This window comes from Cyclobacterium lianum (genome assembly GCF_900143075.1).
In the GTDB taxonomy this organism is placed as follows: domain Bacteria; phylum Bacteroidota; class Bacteroidia; order Cytophagales; family Cyclobacteriaceae; genus Cyclobacterium; species Cyclobacterium lianum.
In genome coordinates this window covers 279,430-298,613 of the sequence record NZ_FRCY01000004.1, presented here as the reverse complement: position 1 = coordinate 298,613, position 19,184 = coordinate 279,430, and the positions used below count along the sequence as shown (strand labels likewise).

At 42.9% G+C, this 19,184-nt stretch carries 19 protein-coding genes; 18 read left to right on the top strand and 1 reads right to left on the bottom strand.

Annotated features, from left to right (window positions below; translation table 11 throughout):
• Positions 1 to 15: 15 nt before the first annotated feature.
• The 15 genes from BUB19_RS08265 to BUB19_RS08195 all read left to right on the top strand — a co-directional run bounded on the left by BUB19_RS08265 (position 16) and on the right by BUB19_RS08195 (position 15,460).
• Positions 16 to 1,374 carry an MBL fold metallo-hydrolase RNA specificity domain-containing protein gene (locus BUB19_RS08265; RefSeq protein WP_245802808.1) on the top strand — a complete coding sequence of 453 codons (1,359 nt, stop codon included), beginning with the start codon at positions 16 to 18 and terminating at the stop codon, positions 1,372 to 1,374.
• Positions 1,374 to 2,894 (top strand): thymidine phosphorylase family protein, encoded by a 1,521-nt coding sequence (locus BUB19_RS08260; protein WP_073094040.1) that lies wholly within the window; start codon positions 1,374 to 1,376, stop codon positions 2,892 to 2,894. Before BUB19_RS08265 ends, BUB19_RS08260 begins: the two co-directional genes overlap by 1 nt.
• Positions 2,895 to 2,898: 4 nt before the next feature.
• Entirely contained in the window at positions 2,899 to 3,795 is an 897-nt protein-coding gene (locus BUB19_RS08255; protein WP_073094039.1) for a ribose-phosphate pyrophosphokinase, read from the top strand.
• Positions 3,788 to 4,477, top strand: coding sequence for a hypothetical protein (locus BUB19_RS08250; RefSeq protein ID WP_073094038.1), 690 nt, complete (start codon positions 3,788 to 3,790; stop codon positions 4,475 to 4,477). The genes BUB19_RS08255 and BUB19_RS08250 overlap by 8 nt, the downstream gene beginning before the upstream one ends.
• Positions 4,478 to 4,483: 6 nt before the next feature.
• On the top strand, positions 4,484 to 5,215 hold the full coding sequence (locus BUB19_RS08245; RefSeq protein WP_073094037.1) for a PPK2 family polyphosphate kinase: 732 nt from the start codon (positions 4,484 to 4,486) through the stop codon (positions 5,213 to 5,215).
• A gap of 12 nt (positions 5,216 to 5,227) precedes the next feature.
• Positions 5,228 to 7,315, top strand: coding sequence for a copper-translocating P-type ATPase (locus BUB19_RS08240; RefSeq protein WP_073094036.1), 2,088 nt, complete (start codon positions 5,228 to 5,230; stop codon positions 7,313 to 7,315).
• Positions 7,315 to 8,550, top strand: coding sequence for an MFS transporter (locus BUB19_RS08235; protein WP_073094035.1), 1,236 nt, complete (start codon positions 7,315 to 7,317; stop codon positions 8,548 to 8,550). Before BUB19_RS08240 ends, BUB19_RS08235 begins: the two co-directional genes overlap by 1 nt.
• Before the next feature lie 24 nt (positions 8,551 to 8,574).
• Entirely contained in the window at positions 8,575 to 9,627 is a 1,053-nt protein-coding gene (locus BUB19_RS08230; RefSeq protein WP_178371460.1) for a class I fructose-bisphosphate aldolase, read from the top strand.
• 25 nt (positions 9,628 to 9,652) lie between these two features.
• A complete protein-coding gene (locus tag BUB19_RS08225; protein ID WP_143155964.1) occupies positions 9,653 to 10,102 on the top strand; it encodes a hypothetical protein in 450 nt (149 codons plus the stop codon).
• Entirely contained in the window at positions 10,093 to 10,866 is a 774-nt protein-coding gene (locus BUB19_RS08220; protein ID WP_073094032.1) for a DUF6503 family protein, read from the top strand. Before BUB19_RS08225 ends, BUB19_RS08220 begins: the two co-directional genes overlap by 10 nt.
• Positions 10,867 to 10,871: 5 nt before the next feature.
• Positions 10,872 to 11,507 (top strand): DUF2911 domain-containing protein, encoded by a 636-nt coding sequence (locus BUB19_RS08215; RefSeq protein ID WP_073094031.1) that lies wholly within the window; start codon positions 10,872 to 10,874, stop codon positions 11,505 to 11,507.
• 155 nt (positions 11,508 to 11,662) lie between these two features.
• The gene (locus BUB19_RS08210; RefSeq protein WP_143155963.1) at positions 11,663 to 12,115 is read left to right on the top strand and encodes a hypothetical protein; all 453 of its coding nucleotides are present in this window, start codon (positions 11,663 to 11,665) and stop codon (positions 12,113 to 12,115) included.
• 122 nt (positions 12,116 to 12,237) lie between these two features.
• Positions 12,238 to 12,810 (top strand): AraC family transcriptional regulator, encoded by a 573-nt coding sequence (locus BUB19_RS08205; RefSeq protein ID WP_073094029.1) that lies wholly within the window; start codon positions 12,238 to 12,240, stop codon positions 12,808 to 12,810.
• Positions 12,811 to 12,949: 139 nt separating this feature from the next.
• A complete protein-coding gene (locus BUB19_RS08200; protein ID WP_073094028.1) occupies positions 12,950 to 15,214 on the top strand; it encodes a heavy metal translocating P-type ATPase in 2,265 nt (754 codons plus the stop codon).
• Positions 15,215 to 15,247: 33 nt separating this feature from the next.
• The gene (locus tag BUB19_RS08195) at positions 15,248 to 15,460 is read left to right on the top strand and encodes a heavy-metal-associated domain-containing protein (RefSeq protein ID WP_073094027.1); all 213 of its coding nucleotides are present in this window, start codon (positions 15,248 to 15,250) and stop codon (positions 15,458 to 15,460) included.
• Between the two features lie 146 nt (positions 15,461 to 15,606).
• Here BUB19_RS08195 and BUB19_RS08190 read toward each other — a convergent pair whose 3' ends face one another.
• Complete coding sequence (locus BUB19_RS08190) at positions 15,607 to 16,248, bottom strand: metal-dependent transcriptional regulator (protein ID WP_073094026.1); 642 nt, start codon at positions 16,246 to 16,248, stop codon at positions 15,607 to 15,609.
• Between the two features lie 71 nt (positions 16,249 to 16,319).
• On the opposite strand from BUB19_RS08190, the gene BUB19_RS08185 reads away from it, so the two are divergent.
• The 3 genes from BUB19_RS08185 to BUB19_RS08175 are packed head-to-tail and all read left to right on the top strand — an operon-like array spanning position 16,320 to position 19,144.
• Entirely contained in the window at positions 16,320 to 17,522 is a 1,203-nt protein-coding gene (locus BUB19_RS08185) for a di-heme oxidoredictase family protein (protein WP_143155962.1), read from the top strand.
• Position 17,523: 1 nt separating this feature from the next.
• On the top strand, positions 17,524 to 17,952 hold the full coding sequence (locus BUB19_RS08180; RefSeq protein ID WP_073094025.1) for a QcrA and Rieske domain-containing protein: 429 nt from the start codon (positions 17,524 to 17,526) through the stop codon (positions 17,950 to 17,952).
• Positions 17,927 to 19,144, top strand: a complete 1,218-nt coding sequence (locus BUB19_RS08175) for a hypothetical protein (protein ID WP_073094024.1) — start codon at positions 17,927 to 17,929, stop codon at positions 19,142 to 19,144. The genes BUB19_RS08180 and BUB19_RS08175 overlap by 26 nt, the downstream gene beginning before the upstream one ends.
• Positions 19,145 to 19,184: the final 40 nt, after the last annotated feature.

Sequence of the window (19,184 nt, the reverse complement as noted above, 5' to 3'; positions counted from 1 at the left end):
CAAATGAATGATAAAATGACCATAAACTTTTTAGGAGCCGCTGGTACGGTTACAGGTTCCAAATATTTACTTGAATCAGGAAATAAAAAACTGATGGTGGATTGCGGTGTGTTTCAAGGATTAAAAGAATTACGTTTACTCAATTGGGAACAACCTGAATATGATCCGAAAGCCATTGATGCTGTTGTGCTTACGCACGGACATCTTGATCATACCGGCTACCTGGCTCGTTTGGTAAAGCTTGGTTTTAGAGGAAAAATATATGGTAGTGCGCCTACCTTAAAAATCGCAGAAATTATCTTAAAGGATAGCGCCAAAATTCAGGAAGAAGAGGCAGCCAGGGCAAATAAAGAGGGTTACAGTAAGCACAGTCCGGCAGAGGCTTTCTATGACTTAAAAGACGTTGAAAATACCCTTCCACTTTTCAACCCTGTTTCAGAAGGTAAATGGCATGTAATTGAAGGTGCCTTTAAAGTAAGGTGGCAATACAATGGCCATATCATCGGATCAACTTTTATTGAAGTAGAGACCAACGATAGCCGCCTGGTGTTTTCAGGTGATATTGGCAGAAAAAAAGATTTGCTTTTGTATACGCCAAAAAAGCCTGAAAAAGCGGATGTCCTGCTTATTGAATCCACCTATGGAGGAAGGATTCATCCTGAAGAAGAAAGTATTGTCCCGGAACTGGAACGTATAGTCAACGAAACGGTAGAGCGTGGAGGAAGCTTGTTCATTCCCAGTTTTGCCGTAGAGCGCACTCAGCTCATGATGCTAATGCTTTGGAGGCTTTTGAAGGAGAAAAGGATTCCAAAAATACCAATGATCATGGATAGTCCTATGGGTGCTAATGTACTCCATCTATTTCATGCTTCCAGGGACTGGCACAAGCTTAAGCCGGAAGAATGTGATGAAATGTGTTCTCATTTTCAGGTAGTGAGCAACTATCGGGAAACCCTGGCACTGCGTGAAGACAATAAATCCAAGATCGTCATTGCAGGTAGCGGTATGATGACGGGCGGACGAATACTCAACTACATGGAAACAAGATCAGGCAATAGTAACGACACCCTACTTTTTGTAGGCTATCAGGCAGAAGGAACAAGAGGAAGAAAGCTACTTGAAGGTGCAAAAGAAATTAAAGTGTATGGCAAATGGCTGCCATTCAACATGCAGATGGAACACATTGAAGGACTGAGTGCACATGGTGATCAAAACGATTTGATTGATTGGCTCTCTGAAATTAAAAAACAACCCGAAAAGGTGTTTATTATTCATGGGGAAGCAGAGCAGGCAGAAGCTTTGTCAAAAGCCCTGGAAGATAATAAAGGATGGCAAACAGATATCCCACAACTTAATCAAAAGGTAGAATTGTGATGGAAGCAAAGGATACCCGGCATAACGTATTAAAACTAGTAAGATTAGGCATAGATGCTCGAAACGAATATATGGTATTTATGCGTAAGGACTGCCCGGTTTGTATATCGGAAGGGTTTGAGGCTTTAAATCGTATAAAAGTTACAAAAGGAGAAAAAACTATCGTAGCATCTCTTATCGTTTGGGATGATGAGTCACAATTAAGTCACGATCAATTGGGCCTTTCTGATGCCGCCATTGAAGCCCTGGATACTAAAGAAGGTGACTTGCTTAGGCTGAGCCATTTGGATGCCCTGGATTCCATGAGTGATGTCCGTAAGAAAATTTATGGACACCGACTGAACCAGGCCGAGTTTGACAGGATCATTGGCGATATCGTCAATCGTAACTTATCTAATATTCAATTGTCGGCTTTTCTGGCTTCCAGCACAGGGAACTCATTAAATCAGGACGAAGTGATTGCCCTGACCCGTTCTATGATCAATGTGGGTTTCAAATTGGACTGGGGCAAGGATAAAGTTTATGATAAACACTGCATAGGTGGCTTGCCTGGTAACAGAACTACTCCATTGGTAGTGTCTATTGTTGCCGCAGCCGGGTTGACCATCCCTAAAACTTCTTCCCGTGCCATTACTTCTCCTGCCGGTACTGCTGACACCATGGAGGTAGTCACCAACGTAAATCTCACCACCGGGCAAATGAAAAATGTCGTGGAACAGGAAGGCGGTTGCCTTGCCTGGGGCGGATCAGTACAGCTAAGTCCGGCTGATGATATACTCATCCGTGTAGAAAAAGCTTTGGATATTGATAGCGAAGGGCAGATGATCGCTTCCGTGCTTTCTAAAAAGGCGGCAGCAGGTTCTACCGATGTGGTGATTGATATTCCTGTTGGAGCTACGGCTAAGGTGCGGTCGCAGGAGGCTGCTGAGCATCTGTCAGAAAAGATGGTTGCGGTAGGCAAAGCCATCGGGCTGAATATTGATATCGTGCTCACCGATGGGTCACAACCTGTGGGGAGGGGTATAGGGCCTGCCTTGGAAGCTAAGGATGTTTTATCCGTCTTGAGAAATGAAAACAATGCACCTGATGACCTGCGAGAAAGAGCAGTAATACTGGCAGGCAGATTACTGGAAATGGGAGGAAAAGCAGCCGAAGGGTCAGGCACTCTTGAAGCTTTGAGAGTTTTGAAAAGTGGAGCTGCCTACAAAAAATTCACTGCTATCTGCGAGGCACAAGGTTTTTTCAGGGAACCTGAGGTAGCGCCCCATAAGCATAGGATTAGATCCGCAGCAAGTGGAGTAGTTTCAGAAATTGATAACCGTAGACTGGCCAAAGTGGCTAAGCTGGCCGGTGCTCCCGGTGCTATGACAGCAGGCATTTTGCTGCTTACACCATTGTGTACTCATGTGGAAGAGAACGATACCCTGTTTGAAATCCATGCTGAGTCACAAGGAGAGCTTGAATACGCCCTTTCTTACCTGGATACACAAAAACAAATTATTAAAATCAAAGCGACTTAAAAATATGGAAATGATAGTTTTTGCCTTATCGGGCAACGAAGATCTTACTAAAAAAATAGCCAGGCACCTCAAGGCTGAAAAGGGAGAGGCAACCATCCGGCAGTTTCCCGATGGAGAAAGTTATGTGCAGATTCACTCTGAGGTAAAAGACAAATGTGTGGTAATGGTATGTACGCTGCATGAGCCGGATACCAAATTGCTGCCCCTGTACTTTTTAAGTAAGACAGCCAAAGAACTTGGTGCTGCCTGTACGTGCCTGGTAGCGCCTTATCTGGCATACATGCGTCAGGATAAACAGTTTAATCCAGGAGAAGGCATCACGTCTACGTATTTTGCTGAATTGATATCAGGTTTTGCAGAAACATTGACCACCGTTGACCCACACCTTCACCGTAGAAGTTCGTTAAGTGAGATTTACACCGTACCTAATAAACTGATCCATGCGGCATCACACATTTCAAAATGGGTGAGCGATAATATTGAAAAGCCGGTATTCATCGGCCCGGATAGTGAAAGTGAGCAATGGGTTTCCCAGGTAGCAGAAGAAGCCGGGGCACCTTTTACCGTGTTAGAGAAAGTAAGGCATGGTGACAGGGATGTGGAAGTGTCCGTCCCCGATGTAGCAAAATACAAAGACCACACCCCGGTATTGGTGGATGATATAATTTCCACCGCCAGAACGATGATAGAGACAGTCGGCCATTTAAAAAAAGCCGGAATGCACCCACCGGTTTGTGTTGGGGTACATGCCGTATTTGCGGGCTCAGCCTATGCGGATCTAAAAAATGCAGGGGTACAACAGGTCGTAACGTGCAATACCATCCCGCATGAAAGTAATCAGATTGACCTTTCAGATATTCTGGCAAAAGAGATTAACCAACTGATGAAGCATCATGCGTAGTGCGCTACTCACCTTAATAGCGTGTCTGCAACTTGCCCCTGCAATTTTGTATGGTCAGGAGAAAGAAATGTTCATTCAGCAAATAGCGCAAAAAAGAATAGTACGTGAAAACTATGATCAAAATGGAGACCTGCAGGGCAAGCAGATATTTTTAACGGGTGAGTTAGAGCAGCAGGGTAAAACTTATCGGATAAAGGTAATAACCGAGCTCTATGACGAAAGCGGCCGGCTTACGGAAAAGTACACGACCACATATAAGTGCAATCCCAATGAGTTTGATGTGCTATTGAATGTATTTCCTTTTACTGATCCGGATGACGAGAAGATAAAAGTGGATGTCACTTCAGAAGACTTTCAGCAACTGTATGAACTGGGTAAAGGAGAAGAATTAAAAGATATTCATTTGAAGATGAGTGTTGAATCCGGGGTGTTAAGTTTTTTCGGATCCAAAAGCCTGGTCACCATAAAAAACAGGAAAAAGGAGGTAGTGAACCAATCAGTAAAAATAAGTAGTGAGGCTGTTATTGAAGCATACATGATGGGAATCCGTATTAAAACGATAAACTATGTCGTGGAAGAATACCTGACTAACGATTTCGTATTGCAACGTCAGCAGTTTACAGAGGATGATGGGGCCTGGTTTACCATGAAATATGAACAGAACGCAAAAGAAATTGAATAAAAGCAGATGGTTGAGTTAGAACACATATCAACACTGCCACCGGAAGATGCCGATAAGGCGGAAACAAAGAAAGCCTTGAAAAAACTCCGAAAGGAGCTTTTTCAGTTGCAGAATAAGTTCTATGCCGATGGAAGATACAGCATGCTCATTGTCTTGCAGGGGCTTGATACCTCCGGAAAGGATGGTACGATCCGTCACGCTTTTAGCGGCATGAACCCGCAGGGCGTGCAGGTAACATCGTTTAAGAAACCCACAATTGATGAGCTCAAACATGACTTTTTATGGCGCGTTTATCCACATTTTCCCCAGAAAGGTATGATCAGGGTATTTAACAGGTCATACTATGAAGACATTCTGGTTCCGGCTACAAACAAGAGCCTTTCAGAAGATGTCTTGCAGCACCGCATCAACCTGATCAATGAACTGGAACATCATCTGATGGCGAATGGTACATTGATTTTAAAGTTTTATCTACACCTATCGGCTAACGAGCAGGTAAAGCGTATTGAGGAGCGTAAGACAAAACCGCACAAACGATGGAAATATGCCAAAGAAGATGAACTTATCCCAAAAAAATGGGATGACTACAGGAAAACGTATCATACCATATTGAATGCCTGCGACCATCTGCCCTGGCACATCATCCCAGCAGATAAGCGCTGGTTTCGTAATTATACAGCAGCTAAAATTTTAGCCGAACAGCTTGAAAAACTAAATCTGAAATACCCGAACAAATAAAAAATAGTCATTATGGAAAATCATAAAGAGCATAATCACACACACCATAAGCACGAAGAAAGTAAAAAGCATGAAGATCATTCCGGACATGAAGGACATGGGCATAGTAGTCATTCGGGTCACAACCCCGGGCATGGTGAAATGGGACATGATCATCATAAAATGATGATAGAGGACTTCAAAAAGCGATTCTGGATATCGCTGGTACTCACTGTCCCTATACTTGTTTTTTCGCCAATGATCCAGGGATTTTTCGGTTATGAGTGGCTGCTGCCGGGCAATGCTTACATTCTGTTCGGGCTTTCTACCATCGTTTATTTTTACGGAGGCTGGCCTTTTCTGAAAGGATTGAAGGATGAGCTGAAGGAAGGTGCCCCGGGCATGATGACTTTAATATCCATGGCCATTAGTGTTGCCTATTTTTATAGTTCCGCAACAGTGTTCGGCCTTGAAGGAGAAGACTTTTTTTGGGAACTGGCCACCCTGATTGATATCATGCTACTCGGCCACTGGCTGGAAATGAAATCCGTACTGGGAGCTTCAAAAGCCCTGCAGTTATTGGTAAGCATGATGCCCTCAGAAGCGCATCGGGTCAAAGGTGACACGGTAGAAGATGTGAAGCTGGAAGACTTGCAAAAAGATGATATTATTTTGATTAAACCCGGTGAAAAAGTTCCGGCTGATGGCATTATCGTAGAGGGGGAAAGTTACCTGAATGAGTCTATGCTGACCGGGGAATCCAAACCGGTAAAAAAAGGCCTTGAGAATAAAGTAATCGGAGGGTCACTCAATGGCAATGGCTCACTAAAAGTAAAAGTAGAGCATACAGGTAAAGACAGCTACCTCAATAAGGTAATTACGCTGGTACAAGATGCGCAAAAGTCTAAGTCAAAAATGCAGAATTTGTCAGACCGTGCCGCCAAGTGGCTTACCTATATTGCATTGGCCATTGGTTTTGGTACGCTGGCTACCTGGTTGTTTTTAGGCTTTCCTTTCGTATATGCCCTGGAAAGAATGGTTACCGTCATGGTCATTGCTTGTCCGCATGCGCTTGGCTTAGCCATACCATTAGTGGTAGCCATATCCACTGCGGTTTCGGCACAGAATGGTCTGCTGATTAGAAACAGGACTGCTTTTGAGGAATCAAGAAAGATCTCGGCCCTCGTTTTTGATAAAACCGGAACCCTGACCAAAGGCGATTTTGGCGTTACCCGTGTAGAAGCGGTAGATCAGCAATTTGAGGCAGACGAACTACTTCGGCTTTCCAGTGCTTTGGAGCAAAGTTCGGAACATCCTATTGCCGTTGGTATTATCAAAAAAGTAAAAGAGAAAGACATAGCCGTACCCAAACCGGAAAACTTCAATGCCATTACCGGTAAAGGGGTAGAAGCAAAAGTGGAAGGAAAAGATGTAAAAGTAGTGAGCCCGGGTTATCTGAAAGATGAGAATATTTCCCTACCTGATGGTGCCTACAGCAGTGCTGCGGAGACAGTTGTATTTGTGCTGGTGGATAATAAACTGGCCGGGTACATCGCCCTGGCCGATGAGATCAGGCCGGAAAGTGCCCAGGCAATTAAAGTGTTCAAAAACAATAACATTAAAGTGATGATGGCTACCGGTGACAATGAAACAGTCGCCAAAGCAGTAAGTGAAGAACTAGGCCTGGACGGATACTACTCAGAGGTATTGCCACACCAGAAGGTTGAAATCGTAAAAGACCTACAAGCTAAGAATGAATTTGTCGCTATGACCGGTGATGGGGTGAACGATGCGCCTGCACTGGCACAGGCCAACGTAGGTATTGCCGTGGGCTCAGGCACCGATGTAGCGGCCGAAACAGCCGACATTATTTTGGTCAATAGCAACCCGCAAGACATTGCCAATCTGATCCTGTTTGGAAAAGCTACTTACAATAAGATGATCCAAAACCTGATATGGGCTACGGGATACAACGCGGTTGCCATTCCGTTAGCAGCAGGTGTTCTTTACACTTCCGGTTTTGTATTGGGGCCTGCGGTAGGTGCGGTATTTATGAGTTTGAGTACCATTATAGTGGCAATCAATGCCCAACTTTTAAAGAAAAAAATTGGTAACAAGTAATGGGTAATAGAGAAATTCTTGGCAGGATAATAATTGTCCTGTTGAGTATTTTTGTGGTTATGAGCGGGTATGGCGTACTGCTGCCCGTTTTACCCTACTATACGGAAAGACTTGCTTTAAAGTCCGGTGTAGTGGCGGATGAGGATATCAACTATCACATTGGTATCCTTACCAGCATATACCCATTTTTTCAACTATTATTTGCGGTAGTTTGGGGTAAGTTATCCGACCGTTTCGGTCGTAAACTACTCATCATTATGGGGCTGACAGGTTTTGTTGTTATGCAGGCATTAACCGGCCTGGCTACTTCTTTAACCATGCTGTACATGGCCCGTATCCTTGGAGGGATCTTCTCATCTTCGGTTATCCCCGTTGGTAATGCTTACCTCAGTGACATTACCAACAGCATGCAGCGAAGGAAAGTCTTGGCATGGTCCGGGGTTGCTGTAAGTACGGGAGTGATAGCCGGGCCGATGATCGGTGGTTATCTCGCTCAAACCAACCTGCATTTTAATACCAGCTTCGGGCATTTACTGCTAGATAAATTCAGCGTTCCTTTCCTTGCGGTGGCATTATTAGGGGTATTGATTTTGTTTCTAACCATCGGATGGTTGAAAAATCCCGAAAGACGTAACCTTGATATTCTACAAGAAGTACAGCAATCAAGATTGAGCATCAGATTAGATTTTATATTACTGTTACTGATGTCGTTGGTTATTCAATTAGCGGTCACCTTATTTGAAACGGTCTTTTCCGTATACGCTAAGGATGTCCTTACTTTTACTACTTCACAGATAGGCCTGGGCTTTATGCTTTGTGGTTTGATCATGGCGGCACTACAGCCCCTCTTTGCCAGTCTTGATGAGAAAAAATTGTCTATAAACACACAACTATTTATCGGCTTTGCAATAGCCTCATTGGCCATGTTCGCTTTTTCTTTCTGGATACACAACTTGTTTGTCTACGCTATGATCATCGTTTTTGCGGTAGGAGGAGCCATGGTTACGCCAAATCTTATCGCTATGATTTCTTTCATTGATAAAAATCATACCGGAGCTGATCTTTCGCTACAAACATCTGTTAATAGCATCGGTCAGGTACTGGGGCCTATTTTGGGTATTTGGTTGTACACCTTTGGCAAATCCTGGCCATACCCGATCATCGGAACAGTATTACTACTTGTAACCGTTCTGGTCGTCCCGAGGTTAAAATCTACAAGTACAAAACGTCAATAATTGTCAACTGTAAATAGAATGGATATGAAAAAGATAAATGAATATTTAGGAGATCAGGCTGAATACCTGTTAGAGTACAGCTGCAAAACCTTTGACAAAACAAGGCTTACCATACCCGGACCGGATTATCTGGATCAGGTTTTTCTGAATACAAACAGAAATCCGCAGGTGCTTAATTCACTATCAAGATTGTATAATAGTGGTAACCTGGCAGGCACGGGCTACTTGTCAATTCTTCCGGTAGATCAGGGTATTGAACATTCCGCTGGGAGTGCTTTTGGCCCCAATCCGGACTACTTTGACCCGGAGAATATTGTACAGCTTGGTTTGGAAGCAGGTTGTAACGGTGTAGCCTCTACCTTTGGTGTATTAGGGCTTAACGCCCGAAAGTATGCGCATAAAATTCCTTATATCGTAAAAATCAACCATAATGAGCTTCTAACCTATCCCAACAAGCATGACCAGATTTTATTTGGAACGGTAAAGGATGCCTGGAATATGGGGGCTTGCGCCATTGGGGCTACCGTATACTTTGGGTCGGCAGAGTCAAACCGGCAGATCCGTGAAATTTCAGAAGCCTTTGCTTATGCCCATGAATTAGGGATGGCCACTATCTTGTGGTGTTATACCCGAAATGAAGCCTTCAAAACCAAGGACAAGGATTACCATACAGCCGCTGACCTCACAGGCCAGGCCAACCATCTGGGAGTGACCATTCAGGCAGATATTATCAAACAAAAGCTGCCTGAAACAAATGGCGGTTTCAAGGCTATGGATTTTGGTAAGACTTCTAAAGAAATGTATGAGAAATATACTTCGGATCATCCAATTGATCTGTGCCGATACCAGGTAGCCAACTGCTACATGGGCAAGATAGGCCTGATCAACTCGGGAGGGGCATCATCTGGTGATTCGGACTATGCTGAAGCTGTAAAAACGGCTATTATCAATAAACGAGCAGGAGGCATGGGATTGATTTCGGGAAGGAAAGCATTCCAAAGACCTAGAAACGAAGGCGTTGAACTGCTTAATCTGATCCAGCAGGTTTACCTTGATAAAGAAATTACTATTGCTTAACTATTTATAACTAACCCAATAATCTATGATGAAAAAATTATTTACCACCGCTATTTTGGCTCTATCAATACTAATGATTTATTGCAATGATTCGGTCAAACCCAAAAATACAGCCAACGAAGTGCTGGACTTATTTGTCAGTTCAGTAAATGATAAAAATCTGGATTCGTTGAACGCGGTTTTTTCTTCCAAAGCTAAGATATACGAACAGGGATCAGTTGATGATTCCTGGGAGCACTACAGAGACGGTCATTTGGGAAAAGAAATTGAGGAGATGCAGGAGATGACATTCTCTGTTGAAGTTGCTGAATCTCTGGTCAACAAAGAGATGGCATTATTGCAAGGCAATTATTTGATTAAGGGCGAGATGCAAGGCCAGCAAATTAATTCTGCCGGATTGGTAACCCTTTCCATGCAGGTAGAGGAAGATATGCGGAAGATCGTTCACCTGCAATTTTCAAGAGGATGCAAATAAAGTACAACAGCTATTTAGGCATTCTTCTGGGCCTACTCTTTGTCGGCTGTAATCCATCAGCTAGCACAACAACTGACCCTAAGGCACAGGCAGTAGTAGACTCTGCCATTGCCAGAAGCAATCTTCATTTATTAGCTAATGCGGAAGCAGCCTTTGATTTTAGGGACAGATCCTATAGTTATAAAATGAATGAAAATCAGTTTGAATGCACCCGTCTCCATATCGACAGCACCGGAACAGAAACCCTTGACGTGCTTACCAATAATGGCCTTACACGCTACATCAACGGTAAAGTGCAGGAACTTGTGGCAGCAAGGCAAAATGCCTACGCTAATTCGGTAAATTCCGTCATCTACTTCGCATTTTTACCCTACAGGCTAAATGACGCTTCGGTAATCAAAAATTATCTCGGCAAAGTCAATGTTCTTGACAAAGAATATCATAAAATTCAAGTAACATTTAGACAAGAGGGGGGCGGAGAAGATTTCGAGGATGTATTTATCTATTGGTTCGATAGTGAGGACTACATTCTGGACTATTTTGCTTATGAATACCAAACCAATGGTGGTGGTATTCGCTTCCGGGAAGCAACCAATCCCGGGGATATCAATGGTATCCAAATCCAGGATTACTTCAATTACAAACCCAAAAAAGGTGTTGAATTCAAGCTTTCAGAAATAGATGAGTACTATCAGCAAGATAAGCTTGAGAAGCTCTCAGATATTGATTTGAAAAATGTAAACGTTAAACTAAATAACAATTAAAACCTATGAAAAAACTAATCTACACTCTTACAATAGCCGCGTTCATTTTTTCCGGATGCACAAGTCAAACTTCTGATTCCCAAAAAGAGGGCCATGATGATGCCCATGAACACCCAGCCTCAAAAGCTTCTGATGAACATGAGGGGCATGATATGGCTAAAGAAGGAGCAAGTGAAAGTGAAGGGAAGCCTAAAAGCCCTCATACCAGTGCCATGGCCATGATAAATGACGCTCATGTGCATATCGATTACTCCTCTCCACGTGTTAGAGGCCGGGTTATTTTTGGTGGACTGGTGGCCTACGATGAAGTATGGGTTTCAGGGGCACATAAGGCCACCTGGCTGGACACAAACAAAGAGCTGCTCATCAATGGGCAGGAACTCCCAAAAGGGAAATATGCCTTTTTTACCATTCCCGGAAAGGCAGAATGGACGATCATACTTAACAAAAACTGGGACCAGCACGGTGCGGACGAGTACTCAGCTGATAAGGATGTGATGAGATTTTCCGTATCACCGGAAGAGCTGCCCGAAGTAAAAGAAGAGCTGACTTATACCGTAGCAAAAGATGATGATGGAGGACAAATTTCACTGGAATGGGAAAAGGTGCGCATTAGCTTCGACTTTAAGGTAAACGAATAAACACCCTGAAATGAACTTCAAAATCACATACACGCTTATCCTGATATCGCTCATTATGGAGGTACAGGGTCATGGGATATTTTCTGTAGGTTTATTTTTGTGAGATATTTAAGCATCAGGGTCAGCCTTATATGCAGGTTGATCCTGATTTTTTTATGAATGAACCCCATAATCCTACACGTAAAAGTCTGATAATTTGGATTTCCCTGATAGCCTTTGTGCTAAATTTTATCTGGGAAAACCTTCATGCAGGCCTATATGAAGAGTATAATTACTTTATGAAAAGCATCTATTTTCTAGGATGCACCATCGGGGATGTGGTACTTAAATTTATCATATATGGCCTTGTGGCTGTGGTACTTAAAGATAGGTGTTGGATTCGTAATTTCAATTTCAAAACAATTGTTACTGTACTTCTAATAGCTGGTATGTTTGCATTCGTAGCGGAATGGGTAGCTATTGAACTTAATTTCTGGAGTTACAATGAAAAGATGCCTATTGTACCAGTTTTGGAGGTAGGGCTTTCTCCTTTTTTGGCGATTGTGGTAAATCCAATACTGAGTTTTATTATCACACACAAAATTATTTCTACCAGAGATACCCGATAAACAAAATTCAGAGTGGCTGCATTTAAATGTAGTCTCATAATTTCATACATCAAACACCGGATTTTATAAATCATATCGCTTAAAATAGTGTTTATTTATTCAAGTGCCATTACAATATTGAGATGATAGAGAGCAGAAAATTACACGTGAAAAATATGGTTTGCCCGCGCTGTATAACAGCGGTTAAGCAACTCATGGAAGAATTGGAGATACCCTTTCAAAATGTGGAATTGGGTGAGATTGAACTCAAAGAAGGATTAGGGGATGAGGAAAAAAGCAGGTTAAATGAAGGGCTGGAAACAGTAGGTTTTTCGCTTATAGATGATCGCAAAAGCAGACTGATAGAGCAGATGAAAAATTTGATTGTTCAAAAGATTCATCATTCACAGGAAGTTTTAGATGTGAAATGGGCTGATTTTATCGCTGACCAACTCAACTATGACTATAAATATCTCGGTATGCTTTTTTCTTCTGTAGAAAGTATCACCCTGGAGCAATATATTATTCGCCAAAAAATTGAACGCATTAAGGAATTGCTGATCTATGATGAACTTACACTGAGCCAAATCGCCTTTCAGTTAGGATACAGCAGTTCGGCACATTTAAGTAGTCAATTTAAAAAAGTCACTGGTATGACACCTTCTCAGTTTAAAAGTACTATTGATAGAAAAAGAAACACATTGGATAACATATAATTATTCAATATTCAAATCCCGTGTGCTCGGCCTACTGACAATTTTGTAAAACCTTCAGCAAATCCTATAGTACTTATTCCTTTTGCACTTCCGAAATTTGTATTGTTCATCTCAGAACATATAGATTAAAAAATGATATATGGAAGCCATAGATATTATTGAACCAAAAAGAAGACCATCTAAAAAGATGGACAAGACACTAAAAAAATCCTTTCCTGTAACGGGGATGACTTGCGCCTCATGTGCCTCCAGCGTGGAGTCCATCCTTACCCATACTGAAGGTGTGGCCAAGGCAAGTGTCAATTTCGCTAATAGTTCGGTATTAGTAGAATATAACGATTCACTCACCTCAGAGGATTTGCGTAAGGCGCTACAGTCAGTTGGTTATGATTTGATTGTAGACGCTGAAAATCCATCAGAAGCGCAGCAGGAGCTTCAGGAAAAGCATTACCAGGAAGTAAAAAGACGCACCATTTGGTCTGCTATATTAACGCTACCGGTATTCATTCTGGGCATGTTCTACATGGACTGGATGCCGGGCAGATGGATTTCTCTGGCATTTACCATTCCGGTTTTATTCTGGTTTGGCAGAAGTTTTTTCATTAATGCCTATAAACAAGCCAGGCACGGGAAGGCTAACATGGATACGTTGGTGGCCCTGAGTACGGGGATTGCATTCATTTTCAGCTTGTTCAATACCTTATTTCCTGAGTTTTGGCACAATAGGGGCATACATCCACATGTGTATTATGAAGCGGCTACCGTAATCATCACTTTCATCTCACTGGGAAAAGTATTGGAGGAAAAAGCAAAATCCAATACTTCTTCTGCCATCAAAAAACTAATGGGTTTACAGCCCAAAACATTGAAAGTGATCGTGGATGGAGAGGAAGTGGAAATGCCCATTGCCTCGGTTGAGGTGGGTTATACCATTTTGGTTCGTCCGGGGGAGAAGATACCTGTAGATGGTGAAGTGGCCGAGGGAAATTCTTTTGTTGATGAAAGCATGATTACAGGAGAACCCATACCGGTAGAGAAAACAAAAGGTGAAAAAGTCTTTGCCGGAACGGTAAACCAAAAGGGAAGCTTCCGCTTTATCGCAGAAAAAGTAGCCGAGGAAACATTGCTTGCCCAAATAATCAAAATGGTGCAGGAAGCCCAGGGCAGTAAGGCCCCGGTTCAAAAGCTGGTAGATAAAATAGCAGGAATATTTGTACCGGTCGTCATGGCTATTTCCATCGTGACCTTTATCACCTGGATGTTGGTAGGTGGAGATGATGCCTTCACGCATGCGTTACTTACCTCGGTAGCCGTGTTGGTGATTGCCTGCCCCTGTGCTTTGGGGCTGGCTACCCCAACCGCTATTATGGTAGGTGTTGGAAAGGGTGCTGAAAACAATATTCTGATCAAAGATGCTGAAAGCCTGGAATTGGGACATCAGGTAAATGCTGTTGTTTTAGACAAAACGGGCACCATCACCGAAGGGAAGCCGGTCGTTACGGATATCTTTTGGGAAGATGAGGGGCAATCTGAAAAGCTCAAGCCCATGGTACTGGCCATGGAGTCGCAATCGGAACATCCTTTGGCAGAAGCGGTGGTTCAAAAGCTAAAAGAGGAAGGCATTAAATCTGCAACCATTTCCCAGTTTAACAGCAGTACGGGGCGGGGGGTTGAAGCAATTGATGAAAATGACATGAGGTTCTATATGGGTAACCAAAGATTGCTTACCGAGCATAATATCAACGTGAGTAATCAACTTGACAAAAAAGCAAAAACACTTCGGGAGGAAGCCAAGACTGTAGTCTTTTTTGCCAATCAAGATCAGGCTTTAGCTGTGCTGGCAATTGCCGATAAGATCAAGGAAACGTCTAAGAAGGCCATTGAAACCCTGCAGGAAAGAAACATTGAAGTGTATATGCTCACTGGAGATAATGAACAAACAGCTCGTGCGGTTGCTCACCAAGTGGGTTTGAAACACTTCAAAGCGGAAGTGTTGCCCTCCGACAAGGCAGATTTTGTAAAAGAGCTACAAGCCAAAGGAAAAATTGTGGCGATGGTTGGGGATGGCATCAACGACTCACATGCTCTTGCACAAGCCAACATCAGCATCGCGATGGGCAAAGGTTCTGACATAGCCATGGATGTGGCGAAGATGACATTAATAACTTCAGACCTGCAGTCCATACCTAAAGCACTTAAGCTATCTAAGAAAACCGTATTGGGTATCCGTCAGAACCTCTTTTGGGCATTCATTTACAACATTATCGGTATCCCGATAGCAGCAGGGCTTTTATATCCGGTAAACGGCTTTTTACTTGACCCGATGATTGCGGGCATGGCGATGGCCTTCAGTTCGGTATCGGTAGTAGCCAATAGTCTGCGGTTGAAAGCAGCAAAAATTTAAGAATCAAATTATAAACTTTAAATAGACTAAACAATGAACACTTTAAAATTCAAAACCAATATCAATTGTGGCGGATGCCTTTCAAAAGTGACTCCCTTCCTGAACGAAGAAAAGAACATAAAAAAATGGGATGTCAACCTTGAAAGTGATGACCGCATACTTACTGTAGAAACTTCTGATCTGACTGAAGAAGAAATAAAGAAAACGGTACAGAAAGCGGGTTTTAAGGCTGAGGCTACCAATTAATTGCAGGCAGATGCAAAAACCTTATTTGCATTTTTTGGATTGCTTTAAGTCCAATGCTGGCAGCAGCAGCCATGAGCCTGAGCTCGGTAAACGTGATTGGCAACAGTTTGGGGTAGAGGTAACCAAGATCACTATATAGCGCTCACTTAGAAGTTTTGGGCTACTGTTTCACTGAAATATACCTCCCTGTTTTCGTCAATTAGGAGTTTGACGGAGCCGTCAAACTCCTCTTTTTCAGTTACTTTCCATTTTTGGCCAAGTTGAAGCCCTTTCTTATTTAAATAGTTTAAAAAATCGCTTTTATCTGTTGCAACACTCCGAAATATATAAAGTTGATCAACCTCGGCTTCAGTAAGAGGTATCGCATTCAAATCAGGTAAGTTGCCTTTTTTGTCAGGTATTGGATCACCATGCGGATCAAATTTTGGGTATTTAAGAAAGACTGGAAGTCTTTCTGTGAGTAGTGGCGAATGTACATGCTCCAACTGCTCAGCAATATCATGTACTTCCTCCCATTTAAAATTGAGTACTCTCACAAGAAAAGTTTCCCAAAGTCGGTGTTTTCTTATCAGTTGACGAGCCAGCAGATTGCCCTCCTTACTCAATATCAGCTTGCTCTTATTCTCTAATAACCCTTTTTCATGTAGCCGCCTAACCATGTTTGATACTGATGCAGGGTTGTTTTGCAGTCTTTCGGCTACAGCACTCACAGTCGTTTTGCCATTCTTGTCACATAAAGAATAGATGGTCTTGATATAATTCTCAACTGTAGATGATTCGTTTTTCATAATTTAGATTAATCTAAAATTTTACTTTGACAAAACAAATTTATAAGTTTGTCTAATCAATATTTAAAAATATGATTAATATAAAAATTAAGGTTTTACCGGTTATTTGTTTCATGGCCGCCATCATTTACAGCTGTGATGAGGTTTTTCCGGAAGCACCGGCCGAAAATGAGCTACTTGACGGACCCATAGGTGCGCTCTCCTTTTCAGAGCAAAACCGGTTTTTGGCTGGAGATGTGGCATTCAATGATGAAATATTCACACCCGAAAGCGGATTAGGCCCTATGTTCGTAGCTACTTCTTGTGGAAGTTGTCATCCGGGTGATGGTAAAGGCCATCCTTTTACGACTCTTACAAGGTTTGGCCAGACTTCTCCCGGCCAAAGCACCGATTTTCCTGCGGGTGCTCCCCAGCTTCAAAACCGGGCTATACCAGGTTTTGAGCCAGAAAAACTAACTTTGGGCACACCTTTTATGAAATTCACCCCTCCGGCAGTTACCGGGCTTGGTTTATTAGCAGCACTTACTGATGAACAAATCCTGAAGAATGCCGACCCTGATGATGTGGATGGAGATGGAATATCAGGGATTCCCAATTATATTGATCCACCCGATTACTTCCAACCAAAATGGTTTCACCAGGCAGTCAACGCGCAATTCATCGGTCGTTTTGGAAAGAAAGCCGCAGCTATAGATTTGTTGCAGCAGACCGCTACCGCTTATAATCAGGATATGGGTGTCACTTCTACGTTTGAGCCCTTAGATGTGGCCACAGACCTATCGGTCGATCCTGAAGTTAGTGACCAGACCATTCGGGAGGTGGTATTCTACTTGAGTACACTCAAAGCACCTATCCAAAGGGATCCGGAGACTTATAATGTCATCCAGGGGCAACAAATCTTTACTGATATCAACTGTGGCTCATGTCATATTCCCTCCTGGACAACACCTGAATCTGACATTCCGGCTCTCAGCAATAAGACTTTTCATCCTTATACGGATTTATTGCTCCATGACATGGGGCCAGAACTGGACGATGGGGCCACTGAAGGGTCAGCAGAAACGTATGAATGGCGAACTCCTCCGCTCTGGGGCTTGGGCCTGTCACCTGATTCGCAAGGAGGTGAGTTTTTTCTCATGCATGATGGCCGAGCCAAAAGTATTGAAGAAGCCATTTTAATGCATGGTGGAGAGGCAAATGATAGCCGGGGTAGCTTTGAGCAGTTGAGTGATATTGACAAACAAAAGCTTTTGACATTCCTAAAGTCACTTTAAGATGGACAGGAAAACATTTTTGAAACTGGCAGGGAGTTCGTGTTTAGCGATTGCTGGAGTCCCGATTTTACTTTCTGGGTGCACCTCAGTCCATCGGGTAAATACAATAGCCAGAGACAACAGGCTCACCGTCTCAAAACAAGAATTTATTGAAGGGGTGGAAAAGCCAAGAGAAGTCGTGCTGGTGCGAGAGCTATCACTGGCTTTTCCTATTGCATTATACAGGCTCTCAGCAGATGATTACATGGCACTCTGGATGGAATGCACCCACCAGGGCTGTGAGGTAAATGCACAACCACACTATCTGGTATGCCCATGCCATGGGAGTGAATTTGATGCCAAGGGGAATGTGGTACAAGGCCCGGCAGAAACGAATCTTAAAAACTTTAAAGTAAACACAGATCATGAAAACATCTTCATCTATTTATAAAATTGGTGGCTATCTGCTGGTGCTGATTTGTTTAAATCATGTAGCATTTGCCCAAAAGTCAGACAGCTTTCAGTTGCTACTGAATATGGACGCGGTTTACAACCGGCCTTTTCTGCAAGCAGGAAGTTTTCCGGTAGCAATTGGGGGTTATATTGAAGCACAGGGAGAATACTTTGTGTCCGATGGCATTACCGAGGGTGTCTCTTTTAAAATTCCGAGAATGACCCTGTTTGTATCTTCCACCATCACTGAGCGGATTAAATTTCTCTCGGAAATAGAATTTGAAGAAGGTACCAAAGAGATCAACATTGAGTTTGCCGCTCTTGATTTTGAATTTCATCCATTACTCAATTTCAGGGGAGGAATTATCATGAACCCGATTGGGGCATTTAATCAAAACCACGATGGCCCGAGGTGGGAGTTTGTAGACAGGCCAATCTCTGCCACTACTATTATCCCGGCCACTTTCAGTAATGTTGGGTTTGGTTTGCACGGAAAGACCTATCAAAAACAATGGGTATGGGCCTACGAAGCTTATGTTACCAATGGTTTTAATGATCGGATAGTTGCGAATAGTGAAGGCAGAACCTGGCTTCCAGCTACCAAAGAAAATGTAGATCGTTTTGAAGAAAACTTCAATGCTGTTCCCCTTATCACGCTAAAGACGGCTATTCGTCACCGGAAAATCGGGGAAATAGGGTTGTCTTGGATGGGCGATGTGTATAACAAGTATGAAGAAGACGGACTTATGCTGGATCAAAAAAGGAGACTGGATGTTTTGGCAATTGATTTTAATACTTCCGCAATAAAAAATCTGGATATTACCGGGGAATGGGTATGGGCATTCGTGGACGTTCCTGCCACTTACTCCCAGCAGTTTGGAAGTCAACAACAAGGCGGGTTTATAGATTTTGTTTATACCGTTTTAAAGCGTGAAATGTTCGGGTGGGAGAATGCCAGAATTAACCTGGCACTACGGCTTGAACATGTAGATTATAACGTAGGGTCATTTGAAGAGACAGGAGGAAACATTCATGATGATGTACAAGCCATAGTACCGGCTCTTAGTTTTCGTCCATCATCTCAAACAGTGATCCGCGCCAATTACCGGCATATATGGGAGACAGATTTGTTGGGCAATCCGGCAGCCAAAACAGCAGGATTCCAGATAGGCATATCCAGCTATTTTTAGTCGGTCTGCTATCGTATTAACTATTTAAGTACTAACAATC